The sequence below is a fragment of the Amnibacterium flavum genome (assembly GCF_003097495.1).
In the GTDB taxonomy this organism is placed as follows: Bacteria; Actinomycetota; Actinomycetes; order Actinomycetales; family Microbacteriaceae; genus Naasia; species Naasia flava.
This window is the reverse complement of sequence record NZ_QEOP01000001.1, coordinates 725,957-742,956: the sequence shown is the minus strand read 5'-3', so window position 1 is coordinate 742,956 and position 17,000 is coordinate 725,957. Positions and strand designations below refer to the sequence as shown.

The 17,000-nt window shown below is 68.6% G+C and carries 15 protein-coding genes and 2 tRNA genes; 7 read left to right on the top strand and 10 right to left on the bottom strand.

What is annotated here, in order from left to right:
- Nucleotides 1-26: 26 nt before the first annotated feature.
- On the top strand, nucleotides 27-2,018 hold the full coding sequence (locus DDQ50_RS03490) for an APC family permease (protein ID WP_377940311.1): 1,992 nt from the start codon (nucleotides 27-29) through the stop codon (nucleotides 2,016-2,018).
- 127 nt (nucleotides 2,019-2,145) lie between these two features.
- Here DDQ50_RS03490 and DDQ50_RS03485 read toward each other — a convergent pair.
- Together DDQ50_RS03485 and DDQ50_RS03480 are read right to left on the bottom strand one after the other, a co-directional pair.
- Nucleotides 2,146-2,218, bottom strand: a tRNA-Arg gene (locus DDQ50_RS03485).
- Between the two features lie 38 nt (nucleotides 2,219-2,256).
- Nucleotides 2,257-2,345: transfer RNA gene (locus DDQ50_RS03480), tRNA-Ser, on the bottom strand.
- A gap of 222 nt (nucleotides 2,346-2,567) precedes the next feature.
- Between DDQ50_RS03480 and DDQ50_RS03475 the strand changes: the two genes are divergently transcribed.
- On the top strand, nucleotides 2,568-2,783 hold the full coding sequence (locus tag DDQ50_RS03475) for a hypothetical protein (RefSeq protein ID WP_116755309.1): 216 nt from the start codon (nucleotides 2,568-2,570) through the stop codon (nucleotides 2,781-2,783).
- Nucleotides 2,784-2,844: 61 nt separating this feature from the next.
- Here DDQ50_RS03475 and DDQ50_RS03470 read toward each other — a convergent pair whose 3' ends face one another.
- Nucleotides 2,845-4,131 (bottom strand): LCP family protein, encoded by a 1,287-nt coding sequence (locus DDQ50_RS03470; protein ID WP_116755308.1) that lies wholly within the window; start codon nucleotides 4,129-4,131, stop codon nucleotides 2,845-2,847.
- A 455-nt stretch (nucleotides 4,132-4,586) separates the two neighbouring features.
- Between DDQ50_RS03470 and DDQ50_RS03465 the strand changes: the two genes are divergently transcribed.
- The 5 genes from DDQ50_RS03465 (at nucleotide 4,587) to DDQ50_RS03445 (ending at nucleotide 9,915) form a co-directional block, all read left to right on the top strand.
- Nucleotides 4,587-5,666: a TerC family protein gene (locus DDQ50_RS03465; RefSeq protein ID WP_116755307.1), complete on the top strand. Its 1,080-nt coding sequence runs from the start codon at nucleotides 4,587-4,589 to the stop codon at nucleotides 5,664-5,666.
- Nucleotides 5,663-6,493 carry a hypothetical protein gene (locus tag DDQ50_RS03460; protein WP_116755306.1) on the top strand — a complete coding sequence of 277 codons (831 nt, stop codon included), beginning with the start codon at nucleotides 5,663-5,665 and terminating at the stop codon, nucleotides 6,491-6,493. Before DDQ50_RS03465 ends, DDQ50_RS03460 begins: the two co-directional genes overlap by 4 nt.
- 82 nt (nucleotides 6,494-6,575) lie before the next feature.
- On the top strand, nucleotides 6,576-7,601 hold the full coding sequence (locus DDQ50_RS03455) for a diacylglycerol/lipid kinase family protein (protein WP_165829675.1): 1,026 nt from the start codon (nucleotides 6,576-6,578) through the stop codon (nucleotides 7,599-7,601).
- Nucleotides 7,602-7,682: 81 nt separating this feature from the next.
- The gene (locus tag DDQ50_RS03450; protein WP_116755304.1) at nucleotides 7,683-8,807 is read left to right on the top strand and encodes a glycerate kinase; all 1,125 of its coding nucleotides are present in this window, start codon (nucleotides 7,683-7,685) and stop codon (nucleotides 8,805-8,807) included.
- A gap of 61 nt (nucleotides 8,808-8,868) precedes the next feature.
- Nucleotides 8,869-9,915 (top strand): LacI family DNA-binding transcriptional regulator, encoded by a 1,047-nt coding sequence (locus DDQ50_RS03445; protein ID WP_165829674.1) that lies wholly within the window; start codon nucleotides 8,869-8,871, stop codon nucleotides 9,913-9,915.
- A 6-nt stretch (nucleotides 9,916-9,921) separates the two neighbouring features.
- On the opposite strand, the gene DDQ50_RS03440 is transcribed toward DDQ50_RS03445, so the two are convergent.
- The 7 genes from DDQ50_RS03440 to DDQ50_RS03410 form a co-directional block, all read right to left on the bottom strand.
- Entirely contained in the window at nucleotides 9,922-11,055 is a 1,134-nt protein-coding gene (locus DDQ50_RS03440; protein ID WP_116755302.1) for a Gfo/Idh/MocA family protein, read from the bottom strand.
- Entirely contained in the window at nucleotides 11,052-11,789 is a 738-nt protein-coding gene (locus DDQ50_RS03435) for a ThuA domain-containing protein (protein ID WP_116755301.1), read from the bottom strand. Before DDQ50_RS03435 ends, DDQ50_RS03440 begins: the two co-directional genes overlap by 4 nt.
- Nucleotides 11,786-12,610, bottom strand: a complete 825-nt coding sequence (locus tag DDQ50_RS03430; RefSeq protein ID WP_116755300.1) for an ATP-binding cassette domain-containing protein — start codon at nucleotides 12,608-12,610, stop codon at nucleotides 11,786-11,788. Before DDQ50_RS03430 ends, DDQ50_RS03435 begins: the two co-directional genes overlap by 4 nt.
- Nucleotides 12,600-13,463 (bottom strand): ABC transporter ATP-binding protein, encoded by an 864-nt coding sequence (locus DDQ50_RS03425; RefSeq protein WP_116755299.1) that lies wholly within the window; start codon nucleotides 13,461-13,463, stop codon nucleotides 12,600-12,602. Before DDQ50_RS03425 ends, DDQ50_RS03430 begins: the two co-directional genes overlap by 11 nt.
- Nucleotides 13,460-14,410: an ABC transporter permease gene (locus DDQ50_RS03420; protein ID WP_116755298.1), complete on the bottom strand. Its 951-nt coding sequence runs from the start codon at nucleotides 14,408-14,410 to the stop codon at nucleotides 13,460-13,462. The genes DDQ50_RS03425 and DDQ50_RS03420 overlap by 4 nt, the downstream gene beginning before the upstream one ends.
- A gap of 1 nt (nucleotide 14,411) precedes the next feature.
- Nucleotides 14,412-15,344 carry an ABC transporter permease gene (locus DDQ50_RS03415; protein WP_116755297.1) on the bottom strand — a complete coding sequence of 311 codons (933 nt, stop codon included), beginning with the start codon at nucleotides 15,342-15,344 and terminating at the stop codon, nucleotides 14,412-14,414.
- A 68-nt stretch (nucleotides 15,345-15,412) separates the two neighbouring features.
- Nucleotides 15,413-16,963: an ABC transporter substrate-binding protein gene (locus DDQ50_RS03410; RefSeq protein WP_165829673.1), complete on the bottom strand. Its 1,551-nt coding sequence runs from the start codon at nucleotides 16,961-16,963 to the stop codon at nucleotides 15,413-15,415.
- Nucleotides 16,964-17,000 lie beyond the last annotated feature (37 nt).

Here is a 17,000-nt window from a genome sequence, read left to right as displayed (position 1 = left end):
GACGCCCCCTCACCGTGTAGAAACGGCTGGTGACCACTCGAGCCCAACCCGCCGACGCCGACGCGCTCGAGCCCTCGCCGCTGCCGCACCTGCGCAGCGATCGGCTCCGGTCCTGGCTGCTGTACGGACTGAAGAGCAACTCCGGCTCCCACCCCGGACCGCACGCCGAGACCGTCGAGAAGACGCACTCCTGGTGGCGGGTCATGTGCCTCACCGGTGTCGACTACTTCTCGACACTCGGCTACCAGCCGGCGATCGCCGCGGTGGCCGCAGGGCTGCTCTCCCCGATGGCGACCATCGTCCTCGTGCTGCTCACCCTGCTCGGCGCGCTCCCCGTCTACCGTCGCGTCGCACGCGAGAGCTTCCGGGGAGAGGGGTCGATCGCGATGCTCGAACGCCTGCTGCCCTGGTGGGGCGGAAAGCTGTTCGTGCTCGTCCTGCTGGGATTCGCGGCGACCGACTTCATGATCACGATCACCCTGTCCGCCGCCGACGCGACCGCCCACGCGGTCGAGAATCCGTTCGCACCCGCCTGGTTCGACGGCGCGGAGGTCCCCCTCACCCTCGGACTCGTCGCCCTGCTGGGCATCGTGTTCCTGAAGGGATTCAAGGAGGCGATCAACATCGCGGTCGTCCTCGTCGCCGTGTTCCTCGCACTCAACGCCGTGGTCATCGTCGTGTCCATCGGGCACGTCTTCGACAACCCCGTCGTCGTGACCGACTGGTGGGCTGCGCTCACCGCCCAGCACGGCAATCCGTTCGTGATGGTGGGAATCGCCCTCATCGTGTTCCCGAAGCTCGCCCTCGGCCTCTCCGGCTTCGAGACGGGTGTCGCCGTGATGCCGCAGATCACCGGCGCACCGGGTGACACGGCCGCCAACCCCGTCGGACGCATCCGCGGCGCGAAGCGGCTGCTGCTGACCGCGGCGCTCATCATGTCGACGTTCCTCATCACCTCCAGCATCGTGACGACCCTGCTCATCCCGCAGGAGCAGTTCCAGGCGGGCGGCGAGGCGAACGGACGCGCCCTCGCCTACCTGGCTCACGAGTTCCTCGGCGACATCTTCGGCACCGCCTACGACATCAGCACGATCTGCATCCTCTGGTTCGCCGGGGCGTCGGCGATGGCGGGGCTGCTCAACATCGTCCCGCGCTACCTGCCCCGCTACGGCATGGCGCCGCAGTGGGCGGCAGCGGTCCGTCCCCTCGTTCTCGTGTTCACGGCCATCGCCTTCCTGATCACGATCCTGTTCGACGCGAACGTCGATGCGCAGGGCGGCGCCTACGCCACCGGCGTTCTCGTCCTCATCACCTCGGCCTCGATCGCCGTGACGCTCTCGGCGCTGCACAAGAAGCAGCGCCGGCGCACCGTGGGGTTCGCTGCCATCGCGGCGGTCTTCGTTTACACGACGATCGTCAACGTGATCGAACGCCCCGACGGGGTCCGCATCGCCGCGGTGTTCATCGTCGGGATCATCGTCGTCTCGCTGATCTCGCGTGTGCAGCGATCGTTCCAGCTCCGCGCGACGTCCGTGACGCTCGACGCACAGGCCCGCGACTTCGTCGAGTCGGACGCCGACGACTACGGAGCGATCCGCATCATCTCGCACGAGCCGAACACGGGGAGCGCCGATGAGTACCGGAAGAAGCTCAGCGAGGAGCGTCGCGACAGCGGCATCCCGGGGCGCGCACCCGTGCTCTTCCTCGAGGTCTATCCGGCCGACTCCTCGAACTTCGAGGAGGACCTCCAAGTAGGCGGGGTCATCCGTCACGGCTTCCGAATCCTCCAGGTGAAGAGCGGGAATATCCCGAACACCCTGGCGACGATCCTGCTCGAGATCCGGGACGTCACCGGAGTGGTGCCCGAGATCTACTTCGAGTGGACCGAGGGCAACCCGATCTCGAACATGTTCCGCTACCTGATCACGGGTACCGGTGAGGTCGCGCCGGTCACCCGCGAGGTGCTGCGACGGGCCGAGGCGTCCAGGTCGCGCCGCCCCGACGTCCACGTGAGCTGACCTCGCGAGCGGGTTCGCCGCGCTCGGGGCCCCTCGCCAGCGGGGGCCCACCCTGAAGGGCTTCGCGTACTTCCGGACCCGGAAAAGGAGAAGGCCCCGCCGTGAACGGCGGGGCCTTCTCCTTTTGTGCGCCCGGAGGGATTTGAACCCCCGACCTATTGATCCGTAGTCAATTGCTCTATCCGCTGAGCTACGGGCGCAAATCACACGCCATCGAGACTAAGCCCGAGACGCCCTGCGGAGACGGAGGGATTTGAACCCTCGGAACCCTTGCGGGTTCTCCACCTTAGCAGGGTGGTGCACTCGACCGGACTATGCGACGTCTCCTGACGCATCAGACAGCATAGCCGCCAGAGGTGATGAGCTCTAATCGAAACCCGCCGACCGGCCCCAGCGACATCGTCTCGCGCGCGCCCCTTGTTCGGGTGTCACGCACAAGGGGGACTTTTCGGGGTACAAGATGTCCGCCATAGTGAGGACGTGTCCGCAGAAGTGAGGACATGACATGAACCCCATCGCCCCGCTCCGCCGAACGAATAGACCGAGACCGTGTTCAGCCTCATCGCTCCCCGCCCGCTCGTGCGCTTCTCGGCACACCTGCTCGCCGCCGCAGCAGTGACGGCCTCCCTGCTCGGAGGGGCCCTCCTCGCGACTCAGTCGCACAACGCCGACGCGGCACCGGTCCAGGCTCGGCTCACGACGCCGTCGACTGTCGATCCGATCGACGATGTGCAGCTGCCCACCCTCGCGGACGACGCGCGCTGAGCCTCATCCGATCGAGCTCCAGGCGAGTCGTCGGCGGCGACCTCCTGGTCCTCGAGTGGACCTACTGGTCCTCGAGTGTGCGTCCGACCGTGCAGCGTGATTCGGCAGCCGACTGGCCCAGCACGTCCGATGGCAGCACCGTGACAGGCACCTCCGTCGCCGGGGGCGCCGCCGGATCGGTGCTCTCAGGCGCCGGAGCAGCATTCGGGTCGGGAGCCGGCGCATTCGGATCTGCGACGGTTCCGGTGCGCTCCCCCTCGGGCGGCGCCTGAACCTGGACCGCCTGATCCGAGGTGATCGCGGCGAACAGCACTTCGGCCGAATCGTAGTTCGGCTCCAGTCCGCCGTCGGTCTCATAGGTCGGGTACTGCACGAAGGCGATCTTGTCGAGGTCGATCGGCTGCAGGGCGCGGGCGATCTGGACGAGCGTGTCGATATTGCGCAGCGAGTCGGAGAAGACCATGTTGCGCACCGCCGCGCCGGCGAGGCCGTAGAGCTTGCCCACATCGCCGAGGGTGTCGGAGCTCTTCACCTGACGAATCAGCGAGGAGAGAAAGTTCTGCTGCGAGCTGATGCGGGTCACGTCGCTGCCGTCGCCGACCCCGTAGCGGGTGCGCAGGAACTTGAGCGCGTCGACGCCCTGGAGGTTGTGTGTTCCGGCGTCGAGATACAGCTCGGTGTTCTCGTCCTCGATCGGCTCCGCGACGCAGACCGAGACACCACCCACGGCATTGGACATCTCGATCACACCGTCGAACGTGATGATCGCGGCGAAGGGGATGGTCAAGCCGGTGAGGTTCTCGACGGTCTTGACCGCGCAGGCGAGACCGGCTTTCGCGCCTCCTCCGCCGTACATGAGAGCCGTGTTGATCTTCTGCGCGGACGCGGGGCCGTTGGTCCCGCCATCGCCGTCGTCGCACTCGGGTATCGGGACGAACGTGTCACGGGGGAAGCTGACTGCGACCGCACTCGTGTGGTCCTGCGAGATGTGCAGCAGGATGTTGACGTCGTTGAGCTCGCTTTCGGGGTCCTCGCCGTAGGAGTAGACCGAGTTCGCGCGGCTGTCGCTGCCCACCAGCAGCATGTTGACACCGCCCTGGATGGCGCCGATCTCGGGGATCGGGGCAGCGGGCGCATCGGGGTCGCCGAGCGAGACCGTCTTCACCTGACGGCTCAAATCCCAGACGACGATGCCCGTGATGGAGGCGACGCTGGCGACGGCGACCGCGGTGACGAGACCGATGATCTTGAGGATCGCGAGGGTGACGCTCGACCGCTTGAGCCGGCCGTGACGCGCCACGGTGGGCACCGCCGCGGTTCGGGCCGAACGCCGCGTGGGCTCGCTCATCGGCATCCTTCCGCTCATCTGTTCTCGGTCGTTTTCGGCCTGCTGTTCCGCGGAACGGCGATTTCAGGCTATGTCATGGCGGCCACGGCGCCGCCAGGGCACGCGGTCGATCTCGCAAGGCTGCGATCGGGGCGAACGCATCGATCGCAGGCCGCACGCGAGTCACATCGGACGAGCCCGGAAGAGACCGAGGGTACAGGACGATTGCAGGCCCCCACCATGGCGTGCCGAGCGTGCGGAAAGCCTGAACGGACCATATGAATTCCATTGGTGAGTTGGCGGTCCCGTAAGCCGGTGCGTTAGTTTCCTAAACATCAAGGGGAGTACTCCCGTCTGCGGTCGGCCCGTCAATACGGATGCATCGAAGCATCCCGGGCCGCCGGTTCCGTCGCTCTGACGGAGCGGAGGAGACCTTGGCGTCATCAGTCCACGCCAATCCCCTTTGGAGTACCCCTGTGCAGGTAACAACCCTGACCTGGCTCATCACGATCGCCGTCACGATCGCCTTCTTCGCCTACGAGTTCTTCGCACACGTGCGCAAACCGCACGAACCGACGATCGGCGAGTCCGCTCGTTGGTCGGCGTTCTACATCGGACTCGCTCTCCTCTTCGGCGTCGGCATCGGTGTCTTCACCGACTGGAGATTCGGAGGGGAGTACTTCGCCGGCTACCTGACCGAGAAGGCGCTGTCGATCGACAACCTCTTCGTCTTCCTCATCGTGATGGCGGGCTTCGCGGTGCCGAAGATCTACCAGCAGAAGGTGCTGATGATCGGCATCATCATCGCCCTGATCCTGCGCGGCGGTTTCATCGCCATCGGCGCCGGCCTCATCGAGAGCTACTCCTGGATCTTCTACATCTTCGGCGGCCTCCTGCTCGTACTGGCCTACCGGCAGGCGTTCGGAAGCCACGACTCGAACCCCGCCGACGGTCGATTCATGCGATTCGTGCGCCGGGTGCTGCCGGTGAGCGACGAGTACAACTCGGACAAGCTCACGGTGGTGAAGAACGGCAAGCGCTTCGTCACCCCGATGCTGCTCACGATCATCGCGATCGGCTTCATCGACCTGATCTTCGCCGTCGACTCGATTCCCGCGATCTACGGGCTCACCAACGAGGCGTACATCGTCTTCACCGCGAACGCGTTCGCGCTGATGGGTCTCCGACAGCTGTTCTTCCTCATCGGCGGCCTGCTCGAGCGCCTCGTCTACCTCGCGCAGGGACTGGCGGTCATCCTCGCTTTCATCGGGGTGAAGCTCGTCTTCCACGCCCTCCACGTCAACGAGCTGCCGTTCATCAACGGCGGCGAGCACATCGAATGGGTCCCCGAGATCCCCATCTGGTTCTCGCTCCTCTTCATCGGACTCACCGTGGCGGTCGCCACCGTGGCCAGCCTGCTGAAGACCCGCGGCGACGGCGCGAAAGGCGACCGCAGCGAACTGCACGGCGAGCCGGTCGCGGTCGCGAGCGGCGGTCACTCCGTCGACGACTCGCATGAAACGACCCCCACCACCCGGAAGGACGAATCCGAATGAGCATGTTCTCGAAGCTGACCGGCATGGCCCAGAAGGCGCTCGACAAGAGCGGCTCATCTCAGCAGGGCTCGGGTTCCGGCGATTGGCGCTCGATGGTGCGCAGCGCCGCCGACGCTCTGACGGGCGACGGTCGCCCGACCCGGTCGACCCGCCCCGCGGCCGACACGGCGTATCGCGCTCCCGCGGTCCCCGCCCGTACCGGGGCCGCGGCGCCGGTAGATCCGGCGGACCGGGCGGCTATCGCCCGATACGACTATCTGCTGCAGACCGCGGATCCCCACCAGCTCGAGACGGTCCACCGTGAGGCGTTCGCACGTCTGACCCCCGCGCAGCGTGAGCAGATCCAAGCGCGGATGAACGAGGAGCTGCCCGCCCACGAGCGTCCCCGTTCCGCGGGGACCGACGACCTCGCACGCGCGGCCACACGGACCGAGATGGGCAGGCCGGGCATGCTCCGCGGGCTGCTCGCCCGCGCGGGCGGGAGCCGGTCGGGCGGCGGCATCGGTCGAACCGCGATGGTGGGCGGCGCTGCGGCCGGTGCCGGTCTCGCGGCGGGCGGTGTGCTGGGCGCGGTCGCGGGAGGCGCGATCCTCAGCTCCATCGCCGGCCCGCTGCTCGCGGACGCGGCGAACTTCGGGGTCGACTTCGACGCCCTGGCCGGGAACCTCGACATCGAGGGGCTCACCGGCGGCCTCGACGGGGTTGCCGATGGTGCCGGCGAGGCCGTCTCCGGACTGGGCGACCAGGTCTCGGGCTTCGGAGATCAGCTCGGCGGCCTCGGCTCCGATTTCCAGATCCCGGGGCTGGACGACTTCTTCGGACGGTGATCGAACCGGGCGTCGATCCACCCCGCGCGTCCGGCGGCATCTTCTGACCGTGTTCACGGGCGATGCTCCCTACAGTGAGCGCATGGAGCAGTCAGCAGCGGATCGCCGCCGGGTCGCGATCGTCATCAATCCGAGCAAGTTCGACGACCTCGACGCGATGAAGGACACCATCGCCGGGTTCTCCCTCCACTCGGGCTGGGCCGAGCCGGAATGGTTCGGGACCGCCGCCGACGACTCGGGCCTCGCCGCTGCCGAGCAGGCCGTCGCCAGCGAGCCCGATCTCGTCTGCGTCATGGGAGGAGACGGCACCGTCCGGGTCGTCGCCGGCGTGCTGCGCGGCACCGGCATCCCGTACGGTCTGCTGCCGAGCGGCACCGGCAACCTGCTCGCCCGCAACCTCGCCATTCCGGTCGATTCCCTCGAGGACGCCCTGGAGATCGCCTTCCGAGGCCAGAACCGGGCCATCGACGTCGGAGTCGCGACCTTCGACGACGGCGAGGAACGCCCCTTCGTCGTGATGGGAGGCGTCGGCCTCGACGCGCAGATCATGGCGGGGACCGACGACAACCTGAAGAAGAAGGTCGGCTGGGGCGCCTACATCGCGGCAGCCGGACCCAATCTGCTGAAGCGCCCGTTCGGCGTCACCATCGCCGTCGACGGCGAGGAGCAGCCGCAGACGAACAGCATCATGGTCCTGGCCTGCAACTGCAGTTCGGTGATGGCGGGCATCGAGATCGCGACCGGAGCCGTCCTCGACGACGGGCAGCTCGACCTCGTCGTGCTCCAGCCCAATGTCGTCGCGGGCTGGGTCGGAGTCGCCATCGACGTCGCCTCGCGCAACCGCAACGGACTCGCCTCGCTGAAGCAGTGGGCGGGGGCCGAGTTCTCGTTCGAGCTCGACAAGCCCGTGCTCGCAGAGCTCGACGGCGATCCGGTGGGCGAGACCACGACGGGGCGGTTCGGGGTGGACGTCGGCGCCCTCATCGTGCGCCTCCCCGTGCCCGCCAGCGCGAGCGCGGGACTGACTCCGAGGACGGCCAAGGTGAAGGTCGACGAGCCCGCGCCCGCGAGTCTCGAGGAGAGCGCCGGCGACGTCGAGCCCAACTAGGGTCTCCCGCGCCTGCGGGGATCTCCCGACGCGGGATGCGGGGTCGGGACGGATGCGTATATCGTTTTACCGGAGGTCCCGATGACGCAGTCCGCTCTCACGGTCGTGATCGCGCCCGACTCGTTCAAGGGCACGATCGACGCCGCCGACGCGGCGCGGGCGATCGCGTCCGGCTGGACGCGGACCCGGCCGTCGGATCGAGTCGTCATCCGCCCCATGGCCGACGGGGGCGAGGGCACACTCGACGCCATGGCCGCGAGCGCGGATCGCAGCATCCGCCACGCGCTCGAGGTGAACGGGCCCGACGGCCGAACGGTCGAAGCCTCCTGGCTCGAGCTCGACGACCGCGACATCCGCACCGGACTCGTCGAGGTCGCGAGCACCAGCGGGATCACGATGCTCAGGGAGCTCGACGGGCTCGACGCCCAGTCGACGGGGTTCGGTCAGGCCATCGCGGCCGCACTCGATGCGGGGGTCGACCGACTGCTGCTCGCCCTGGGCAGCAGTGCCTCATCGGATGGCGGCGCCGGCATGCTCCGGGCACTCGGCGCTCGCCTCCTCGATGGCGACGGGGACGACATCCCCTCGGGCAACCGCGGTCTGGCGGATCTGGCGCGGATCGACCTCTCCGACCTCCGGGCGATGCCCGCAGGAGGAGCGACGATACTCAGCGATGTGCGGAGTCCGCTGCTCGGCCCGCGCGGCGCCGTCAACGTGTTCGGCCCGCAGAAGGGGATCACCTCCAACGAGATCCCCGCCGCCGAGGCGCGCATGACCCGCTTCGCCGATCTGCTCGCTGCGACGACCGGAACCGATGCCGACACCCCGGGTGCCGGTGCGGCGGGAGGGACGGGGTTCGCGCTCCTGGCCTGGGGCGCGGAAGCCGTTTCCGGAGCCGAGACCATCGCCGACATGGCGCATCTCTCCGACGCGATCGGGTCGGCCGACATCGTCATCACGGGCGAAGGCCGGTACGACGCGTCGTCCGAGCACGGCAAGGTGGTGAGCGTCGTCCGAGATCGTGCGCAGGCCGCGGGACGCCCCGCCCTGCTCATCGCGGGGCTCGTCGCCGATGAGCCCCGCGGATTCGTCGATCACGAGTCGCTCACCGACACGGCGAGCTCGGGCGCCGAGGCCCGCAGCGATCCCGCTCGATGGCTCGTCGAGTGCGCCGCACGGCTGGCCGAGCGCACCCCCGAGGTGTGACGATGGCACCACGGGGATCCGCGAGCACTCGGACGGACCGCGCAGCGCGAAAGGCTCACGAATGACCCCTCGTCGCTCCTCTCCTTCCGGCCGACCGACCATCACCGACGTGGCGGCCCTCGCCGGTGTCTCGCCGGGCGCCGTCTCGAAGACCTTCAACGGCACGGGATCGATCTCGCCGGCGACCGGTGAACGGATCCGGGAGGCGGCCCGCAAGCTCAACTGGACCCCGAGCGCATCCGCGGTCGCACTGCGCCGCGCTCGGTCGCAGACCGTGGGTCTCGTGCTCAACCGGCAGTCTCAGTCGTCGTCACTGTCCACGACAACGGCCGACCTGATCACCGGACTCGAGTCCGTGTTCGCCGAGCACGAGTACAGCCTGCTGCTGCACCTCTTCACCCGCGATCAAGGTGAGGAGGCTGCGCTGTACCGGCGACTGGCCGACTCGCGCCGCGTGGACGGCGTGGTGCTCACCGACAGCACCATCGGCGATCAGCGCTACGGGCTGATGCGCGACCTAGGCATGCCCGCGGTGCTGGTCGGCACACCGTGGGGCGACGATCCCATCCCCCACCTGCCCACGGAGGGCGACGGTGGTCTCGGCGCCGTTGCGGAGCACCTCCTCGGACTCGGCCATCGGCGGATCGCCTACATCGGCGGTCCCGAGGATCGGGTGCAGGCGGGTATCCGGCGTCAAGCCTTCCAGGGAGCTCTCGGCGCGGCCGGCATCACGGCGCATCCGGTGGTGGCGACCCGCAGCTACTCGGCCGATGAGAGCGCCGAGCTCACCCGCACGGTCCTCGATGCGACTCCGCGCCCGACCGCGATCGTCTACGGCAACGACATCATGGCCATCGCGGGCATGACGATCGCCCGCGAGGCCGGGCTGCGGGTGCCCGAGGACATCTCGATCGTCGGCTACGACGGCTCGTCCATCGCCCGCTGGACCCAGCCCCAGTTGGCCACCGTTCAGCGCAACGTGGTGCAGCGCGGCCGGGTCGCCGCCGCGATCCTGCTCCGCCAGCTCGGGGAGACCGTCGAGGGCAGCTTCGACCTCGCTCACCCCCACCTCGTCGAGGGCCGGTCGACGGGCCCGGCGCCGAGCTGAATCCGCTCAGACGATGCGAGTCGACCCGGGTGCGTGGCGGCGCAGGGCGTCGTCGACGGCGGCCCAGGACCGCAGCACGTCGACCACCTCGGGCACGCCCCAGTCGTCCGCGTGGTCGATCGCCTGTCGCCGGGCGTCGCTGAAGAGATCGTCCACGTCGACCCTGCGCCCCTCGGAAGCCGCGAGCAGTACGCCCTCGACCATCACGAGACTCCGGATGTTGTCGTGGATCTCGTTCTCGGGCACCACGGTCGACTGGCGCGCTGCGAGGAACGCGGCGAGCGAGCCGTCGAGGCTCTCGAGTGCGTCGGGATCAGGTTCGAGCGTCTCGGTGATGTAGCCCTCATTCCCGTCGGCCACTTGGATGACGGCGGGGTCGTCGCCCGACCAGAGCAGCGAACCGGCATCTCCGCCCACGCGCCAGTCGCCGTTCCACGAGGTGTCGAAGCCGCGGTTCACCCACGACCCGTCGAAGGAGAAGGTGACGCCGTTCGAGAATTCGAAGACCGCGGCGGCCGATGCCGCGCCGTCGAACCAGCTCCAGCCGGGGTTGCTCTCGACCGCGGTCACCGCAACGGGGTCGGAGTCGGCGATCCACCGCGCCGTGTCGAAGAGGTGGATCGCCATGTCGACGGTCAGCGGTGACGCCATCTGCTCGCGGAAGCCGCCGAAGTGCGGGCCACGGAAGAAGCGCGCCGAGATGTGCCCGATGCTGCCGAGGCGTGGGAGGGCGGCGCGAACCGCGTAGAGCTGCGGGTTGAACCGCCTCGACTGGCTGACCATCAGCAGCGACCCGTGCAGCTCGGCGAGCGCGGCCAGAGCGAGAGCCTCCGCGAGCGAGGCGGCGGCCGGTTTCTCGCTCAGCACGTCGAGCCCCGCTCGCATCGCCGCCGTCGCGACGCCGCGGTGGGCGGCCGGGATGGTGGCATCCACGATCGCGTCCGCCTCGATCTGGTCGAGGGCCTCGTCGAGACTCCCGGCGACCACGATGCCGCCGAGGCTCTCGGCCGCGGCGGTGCCGACGGCGCGGTCGACATCGACGTCGACGAGAGCGACCGGTTCCGCTCCCTCCGAGTCGCGGACGGTGCGAAGCCATTTGGTGCCCATGTTGCCGGCACCCACCACGACGAATCGGGTCATAGTCCCCAATCCCCCCGACTGTCGATCCGCGTGTTGACGGGCGCGACACCCGTTCGCTCGCCTGCCGCCCACCGCACTCCGTTGGCGATGACCTTCAGCACGTCGTCGTTCCGGTAGACCGGGAAATGCTGGTCTCCGGGGCTGAAGTAGAAGATCTTCCCCCGTCCACGGCGGAAGGTGCAACCGCTCCGGAACACCTCCCCGCCCGAGAAGCTGCTGATGAACACGAGCTCGTCGGGGGCGGGGATGTCGAACCGCTCGCCGTACATCTCCTGCGCGGGGATCCGCAGCGGGTGCGGGATCCCCTCGGCGATCGGATGGCTCGACTCGACCGTCCAGACCAGTTCCTCGTCGCCGGTCGCCCGCCAGTTCAGCGTGCACGAGGTGCCCATCAGGCGTTTGAAGATCTTCGAGAAGTGACCGGAGTGCAGCACCAGCAATCCCATGCCGTCGAGCACATGCCGCTGCACGCGGTCCACGACCTCGTCCGAGACCTCGCCGTGCGCCTTGTGCCCCCACCAGGTCAGCACGTCCGTGGCCGCCAGCCGTTCCTCGGTGAGCCCGTGCTCGGGCTGCTCGAGAGTCGCGGTGGTGACGTTGGCGCCGGCTCCGAGATGATGTCGCACGCCGCCGGCGATCGCCTCGTGCATCCCCTCCGGGTAGATGTCGCGCACGTACTGGTCGATCTGCTCGTGGCGGTTCTCACCCCACACCACGACCTCGAGGGCGCTCATGCGCCGCTTCCGAACTCGGCGAGCGCTGGGGAGGCGGAGAGGAGAGCCCGCGTGTACTCGGCCTGGGGGCGCTCGAAGATCTCGGAGGTCGGACCGAACTCGACGAACTCGCCGCGGTACATGACCGCGACCCGGGTCGCGACGAGCCGCACGAGCGCCAGATCGTGGGAGATGAAGAGGTAGGAGAGCCCCAGTTCCTGCTGCAGCTCCATCAGCAGGGTGATGACCTGCGCCTGGATCGAGACGTCGAGAGCCGACACCGGCTCGTCGAGCACGAGCACGTCGGGCTTGAGGCCGAGGGCCCGCGCGATCGAGACCCTCTGGCGCTGACCGCCGGAGAGCTGGGCCGGATGCGCGTCGATGGCCGACGCGGGCATCCCCACCTGGTCGAGCAGCTCGGCGACCCGGTCGCGTGGCCGGTCGGGCATGAGGTCGCGGTGCACGCGCCACGGCTCCGAGATGAGCCGGTAGACCGTCTGCCGGGGGTGCAGAGACGCGTACGGGTCCTGGAAGATCATCTGAAGGTGCCGTCGCGTTCGCCGCAGGGCCCGCTTGTCCAGGCCGACGAGGTCGGTGCCCCGGTAGACGACGCTCCCCGCGGTCGGTTCGATGAGCCGGAGCACGGAGCGCGCCAGGGTCGACTTGCCCGAGCCCGACTCGCCGACGACGGCGAGGCACTCGCCCGCCGAGAGGGTGAAGTCGGCGCCCGCGACGGCGACGGTCTGCGCCCCGTGCCTGCCCTCGAAGACCTTGCGGAGCCCGGTCACCTCGAGGACCGGGCCTTCCGTCGTGTCCGGTCGATCGTGCGTCTCAGAAGCCATCCGCGATCGCCTCCTCTCTGCTGAGCATGGGGTCTCCCGCGACGGGTCTGAGGTCGCGCCAGTCGGTGACGGCGCCGGGATGCGCGGCCAGCAGGCCTCGGGTGTACGCGTGGGACGGGCGCTCGAAGACCTCCTCGATGACGCCGCGTTCGACCACCTCCCCCTCGTACATCACGATCACGTCGCTCGCGATCTGCCCCGCGACGGCGAGGTCGTGCGTGACGAAGATCATCGCCATCCCCGTCTCGTCCTGCAGCCGGCGGAGAAGCCGCAGGATTCCGGCCTGCACGGTCACATCGAGTGCGGTGGTGGGCTCGTCGGCGATCAGGAGGCGGGGCTTGAGCGCGACGGCGAGTGCGATGCAGATGCGCTGGCGCATGCCGCCGGAGAACTGGTGCGGGTAGTTGTCGATCCGGCGCTCCGGGTCGACGATGCCGACCTCGGCCATCAGTTCGAGGGCGCGCGCACGTGCCGCCGAATGGCCGAGCCCCATCCGCACCCGCAGCGCCTCGATGAGCTGAGCGCCCACGGTGTAGACGGGATTGAGGCTGTCGAGGGAGTCCTGGAAGACCATCCCGATGCCCGTCCCCCTGACACCGCGGAGCTCGGACTCCCGGGCCCCGACCAGCTCGCGACCCTCGAACCGGATGCTCCCCGAGACGATCCCCGGGAAGTCGACGAGGCCGAGGATGGCCTTGCTCGTGACGGACTTGCCCGATCCGCTCTCGCCGAGGATGGCGAGGGTACGGCCCTCGCCGACCTCGAAGTCGACTCCGCGCACCGCGCGGGCGGGTGAACCGGTATCGGTGAGGAACTCGACCCGCAGGTCGTCGACCTTCAGCAGCGCAGTCATCGTGCCGCCTTCCGCATTCGTGGGCGTCTGATGAATCGTGCCGCCTGGGAGGGGTCCTCCGCGGCGCGCAGCCAGTTCGAGAGGAGGTTCGCGGCGAGCGCCGTGAGCACGATCACGAGGCCTGGGAACACCGTGACCCACCAGGCGGTGGCGAGGTAAGGTCGCCCGTCGGCGACCATCATGCCCCAGTCGACGTCCGGCCTCTGCAGGCCGATCCCGAGGAAGCTGAGTCCCGCCGCGGCCAGCAGGACGCTTGCGACCTCGAGCATGGCGACGGTCCGGATGGTCGGAAGAACCATCGGGGCGAGGTCGGTCCGGAGGATCCGCCAGTCCCCGGCTCCGACGGCCCGGGACGACTCGACGAACACCCGCTCGCGCAGCTCGAGGGCCTGCGCTCGCGCGACTCGCAGATAGACGGGGATGCGCGTGATGGCGAGGACGATGATGAGGTTCGCGATCGACGGCTGCAGCACGTAGAGCACCGCGAGCGCGAGCAGCAGCGACGGGATGGTGTGCATGATGTCGGCGATGCGCATGAGCACCTCGTCGACCCATCCGCCGAAGTAACCGCTGATGAGCCCGATCGCGAAGCCGATCACCGCGGCGATCGCGACCGCGGACGCCGCCACCAGGAGCGAGGTCCTGGTTCCCACGATGAGCTGGAGCAGCTCGGGGCGTCCCAGACCGTCGGCGCCGAGGATGAACATCGGACCGTTGTCGAGGGAGAACGGCGGGAGGAGCCGCAGCGAGAGATCCTGCCGGTTGGCCGCCGTCTCGACGAGCGGCGGCAGTATCACGGCGACGAGGACGAGCAGAGTCAGCCAGCCCGAGGAGATCAGTGCCGACGGCGAGTGGAGGAGTCGATGGAGGGTCAGTCGCGCACCGGTGCGGCTGACGGTCGCATCGGGGAGCAGGACCGCGCGGGCCCCTTTCGAATCGATGGCCATGTCACTTGCCCTTTCCGGCGCCGACGCGCACGCGTGGGTCTATCAGCGCGTAGATCGCATCGACGGCGATGTTGACCAGGATCACACCGACGCCGACCACGAACACGCTGGCCTGGATGACGGCGAAGTCGCGGTTGAGGACCGCGCCCAGGATCACGGTTCCGATGCCGGGGAAGGCGAAGACGCTTCCGACGATGATGGAGCCGTTCACCATGCCCGCCGCGCGGTCGCCGGCGACCGACACGATCGGAAGCGAGGCGTTGCGGAGCGCGTGCCGGGCGACGAGCCGTGCGGTGCCGAATCCGCGGGCTCGGGCGTTCTGCACGTACCCCGCCCCGAGCGCGTCGATCATCGCTCCACGCACGACCTGGGTGAGGACGCCGATCGGAGCCAGCATGACGGTCGCGGTCGGCAGGATCCAGGCGGATGCCGTGCTGTAGCCCGAGGTCGGCAGGAGTCGCAGCTGGACGGCGAAGACGAGGATGCCGACGAGCGCGAACCAGAAGTCCGGGATGCTCGAGATCGTCAGTGTGGTGACCGAGATCGCGCGGTCCGGGAACCGGAAGCGGTAGACGGCGGCGATGGAGCCGGCGATGATCGCGATGACGAGGGAGAGGCCGAGGGCGATACCGGCGAGGGTCAGTGTGGGCGGCATGGCTGCCAGCGCCACGTCGAGTGCTGGCCGCCTCTGCCAGATGGAGTCGCCGAAGTCGAGCCGCACCGCGCCGACGAGGAAGTTCCAGAACTGCACGAGGAGCGGCTGATCGAGTCCGTTCAGCCGGTTGAACTCATCGATCTGCTCCTGCGTCGCGCTCTCGGGCAGGTAGAGGTTCGCGGGACTTCCCGTGAGCCGCGCGAGGAAGAACACGACGATGATGACGCCGACCAGACTGATGGCGCTGGTGAGCAGTCGTCGACGCAGGAAGATCCACATCGAACCGATTCCTTTCCATCATGGGCGGGCCGCGTCATTGCGGCCCGCCCATCGACACGAAGAGCGTGTCAGCCGGTGAACGTGATGTCGCTGATCCGCAGCTCGACGCCGGTGAGCCCGTTGGGCTCGTAATCGATGCCGGGGGCGAGCCTCAGCAGCTTCGTCTGCAGGGCGATCGGGACCAGAGTGAACTCCTCGTCGTAGAGGAGCTTCGATGCCTCCTGGTACAGCTCGGCCCGCTCATCCCCCGACTTGGTCTCGGCCTCGGCGATCAGGGCGTCGATCTCGGAGTTCTCGAGCGTCGAGTTGGTGCCCGTCGACGCCACGTACTTCGGGAACGTGAAGCTCGCGTCACCGGAGATGTTGTCGTGCGAGATGGCGATGATGTTCGGCACCTGCTCGGGCGGGAACGGCTTGCGGAGCAGCTGCAGCCAGGCGTCCGTGTCGAGGCTCCTCAGCTGGACCGAGAACCCGACGTCGGTGAGGTTCTGCGCGATGGACTGCATGACCTCGTCCGATCCGGGGAACAGGTCGGGGCGGGTGACGAGCTCGATCGTGGTGTCGACGGCGACGCCGTCGGCGGCCGCCTCGTCGAGCAGCTCGGTCGCCTTGTCGGGGTCGAATCCCGGGCCCTCGTAGCCCTCGAGGTAGGCGTTCACGGTCGGCGCGACCAGCTGGTCGTAGGGCAGACCGGATCGCTCCATCAGCGCACCGACGATGGTCTCGCGGTCGATCGCGTAGTGCACGGCTTCGCGCACACGCGGGTCGTTGAAGGGCGGCTTGTTGGTCTGGGTCCGCAGGAAGAAGACGCGGTTGTCCGAGTACTCCTTCGTGAGGCCGTCGTCGGTGGCGTCCGCGGCGGAGATCGGGACGGCGAGGTCGGCCTCCCCCGTCGTGATCATGCTCGCCCGCACGGTCGGCTCGGTGCGGTACAGGTAGGTGACCTCCGTCGCCTCGGGCGCTTCGCCCCAGTAGTCGGCGAACGGGGTGAGGGTGATCGACTCGCCGGAGACGACTTCGCCGAGCTCGAACGGCCCGGTCCCGATCGGGTCGTCGGTCTTGGCGTCGGTGGGGGTGTTCGGCGATGCGAGGTCGATGTAGGTCATGCGCAGCGGGAAGATCCCGTCGGGCTGCTCCGAGGTGAGCTGCAGGGTGTTCTCGTCGATGACCGTCGTCGTCACCGGGTAGGGGAACTGGTCGGTGGTCCCGTTACCGCAGCCGATGTCGGTGTTGAGGACCCGGTTCACGGCGGTGGCGGCGGCTTCAGCGTCGAAGACAGCACCGTCGTGGAAGGTCACGCCCTCCTTGAGCGTGAAGGTCCAGGTCTTGTTGTCGTCCGACGCCTCCCACTCCTCGGCGAGGAGCGGGACCACCTCGCCCGTCTGCGCATCGATGCGGGTCAGCGATTCGAGGACGTTGGCCCGCAGGATCTGAGCGTTCGCGGCGTCCTGGGTGTCGCAGGGGTCGAGCGAGACGGGTTCCGTCGCGAGCACGATGCGCAGGCTGCGATCCTGCGCCTCCGAACCCGAGGCGTCTCCCCCGGCGCATCCCGCGAGGAGGGCGGTCGCGCTGGTGACGGCGAGCGCGGCGAGCGCGAACCGTCGTATCCGGTCATTCATGGGCGGTGCTCCATTCTTACTGCGTTGGAAGGTGGGC

What these genes read in the sequence shown, in the direction of transcription:
- DDQ50_RS03425 (WP_116755299.1), bottom strand. Translation starts at nt 13,463, where the DNA reads ATGACTGCGCTGCTGAAGGTCGACGACCTGCGGGTCGAGTTCCTCACC.
- DDQ50_RS03450 (WP_116755304.1), top strand. Translation starts at nt 7,683, where the DNA reads ATGACGCAGTCCGCTCTCACGGTCGTGATCGCGCCCGACTCGTTCAAG.
- DDQ50_RS03455 (WP_165829675.1), top strand. Translation starts at nt 6,576, where the DNA reads ATGGAGCAGTCAGCAGCGGATCGCCGCCGGGTCGCGATCGTCATCAAT.
- DDQ50_RS03460 (WP_116755306.1), top strand. Translation starts at nt 5,663, where the DNA reads ATGAGCATGTTCTCGAAGCTGACCGGCATGGCCCAGAAGGCGCTCGAC.
- DDQ50_RS03410 (WP_165829673.1), bottom strand. Translation starts at nt 16,963, where the DNA reads ATGAATGACCGGATACGACGGTTCGCGCTCGCCGCGCTCGCCGTCACC.
- DDQ50_RS03415 (WP_116755297.1), bottom strand. Translation starts at nt 15,344, where the DNA reads ATGTGGATCTTCCTGCGTCGACGACTGCTCACCAGCGCCATCAGTCTG.
- DDQ50_RS03430 (WP_116755300.1), bottom strand. Translation starts at nt 12,610, where the DNA reads ATGGCTTCTGAGACGCACGATCGACCGGACACGACGGAAGGCCCGGTC.
- DDQ50_RS03470 (WP_116755308.1), bottom strand. Translation starts at nt 4,131, where the DNA reads ATGAGCGAGCCCACGCGGCGTTCGGCCCGAACCGCGGCGGTGCCCACC.
- DDQ50_RS03435 (WP_116755301.1), bottom strand. Translation starts at nt 11,789, where the DNA reads ATGAGCGCCCTCGAGGTCGTGGTGTGGGGTGAGAACCGCCACGAGCAG.
- DDQ50_RS03420 (WP_116755298.1), bottom strand. Translation starts at nt 14,410, where the DNA reads ATGGCCATCGATTCGAAAGGGGCCCGCGCGGTCCTGCTCCCCGATGCG.
- DDQ50_RS03445 (WP_165829674.1), top strand. Translation starts at nt 8,869, where the DNA reads ATGACCCCTCGTCGCTCCTCTCCTTCCGGCCGACCGACCATCACCGAC.
- DDQ50_RS03440 (WP_116755302.1), bottom strand. Translation starts at nt 11,055, where the DNA reads ATGACCCGATTCGTCGTGGTGGGTGCCGGCAACATGGGCACCAAATGG.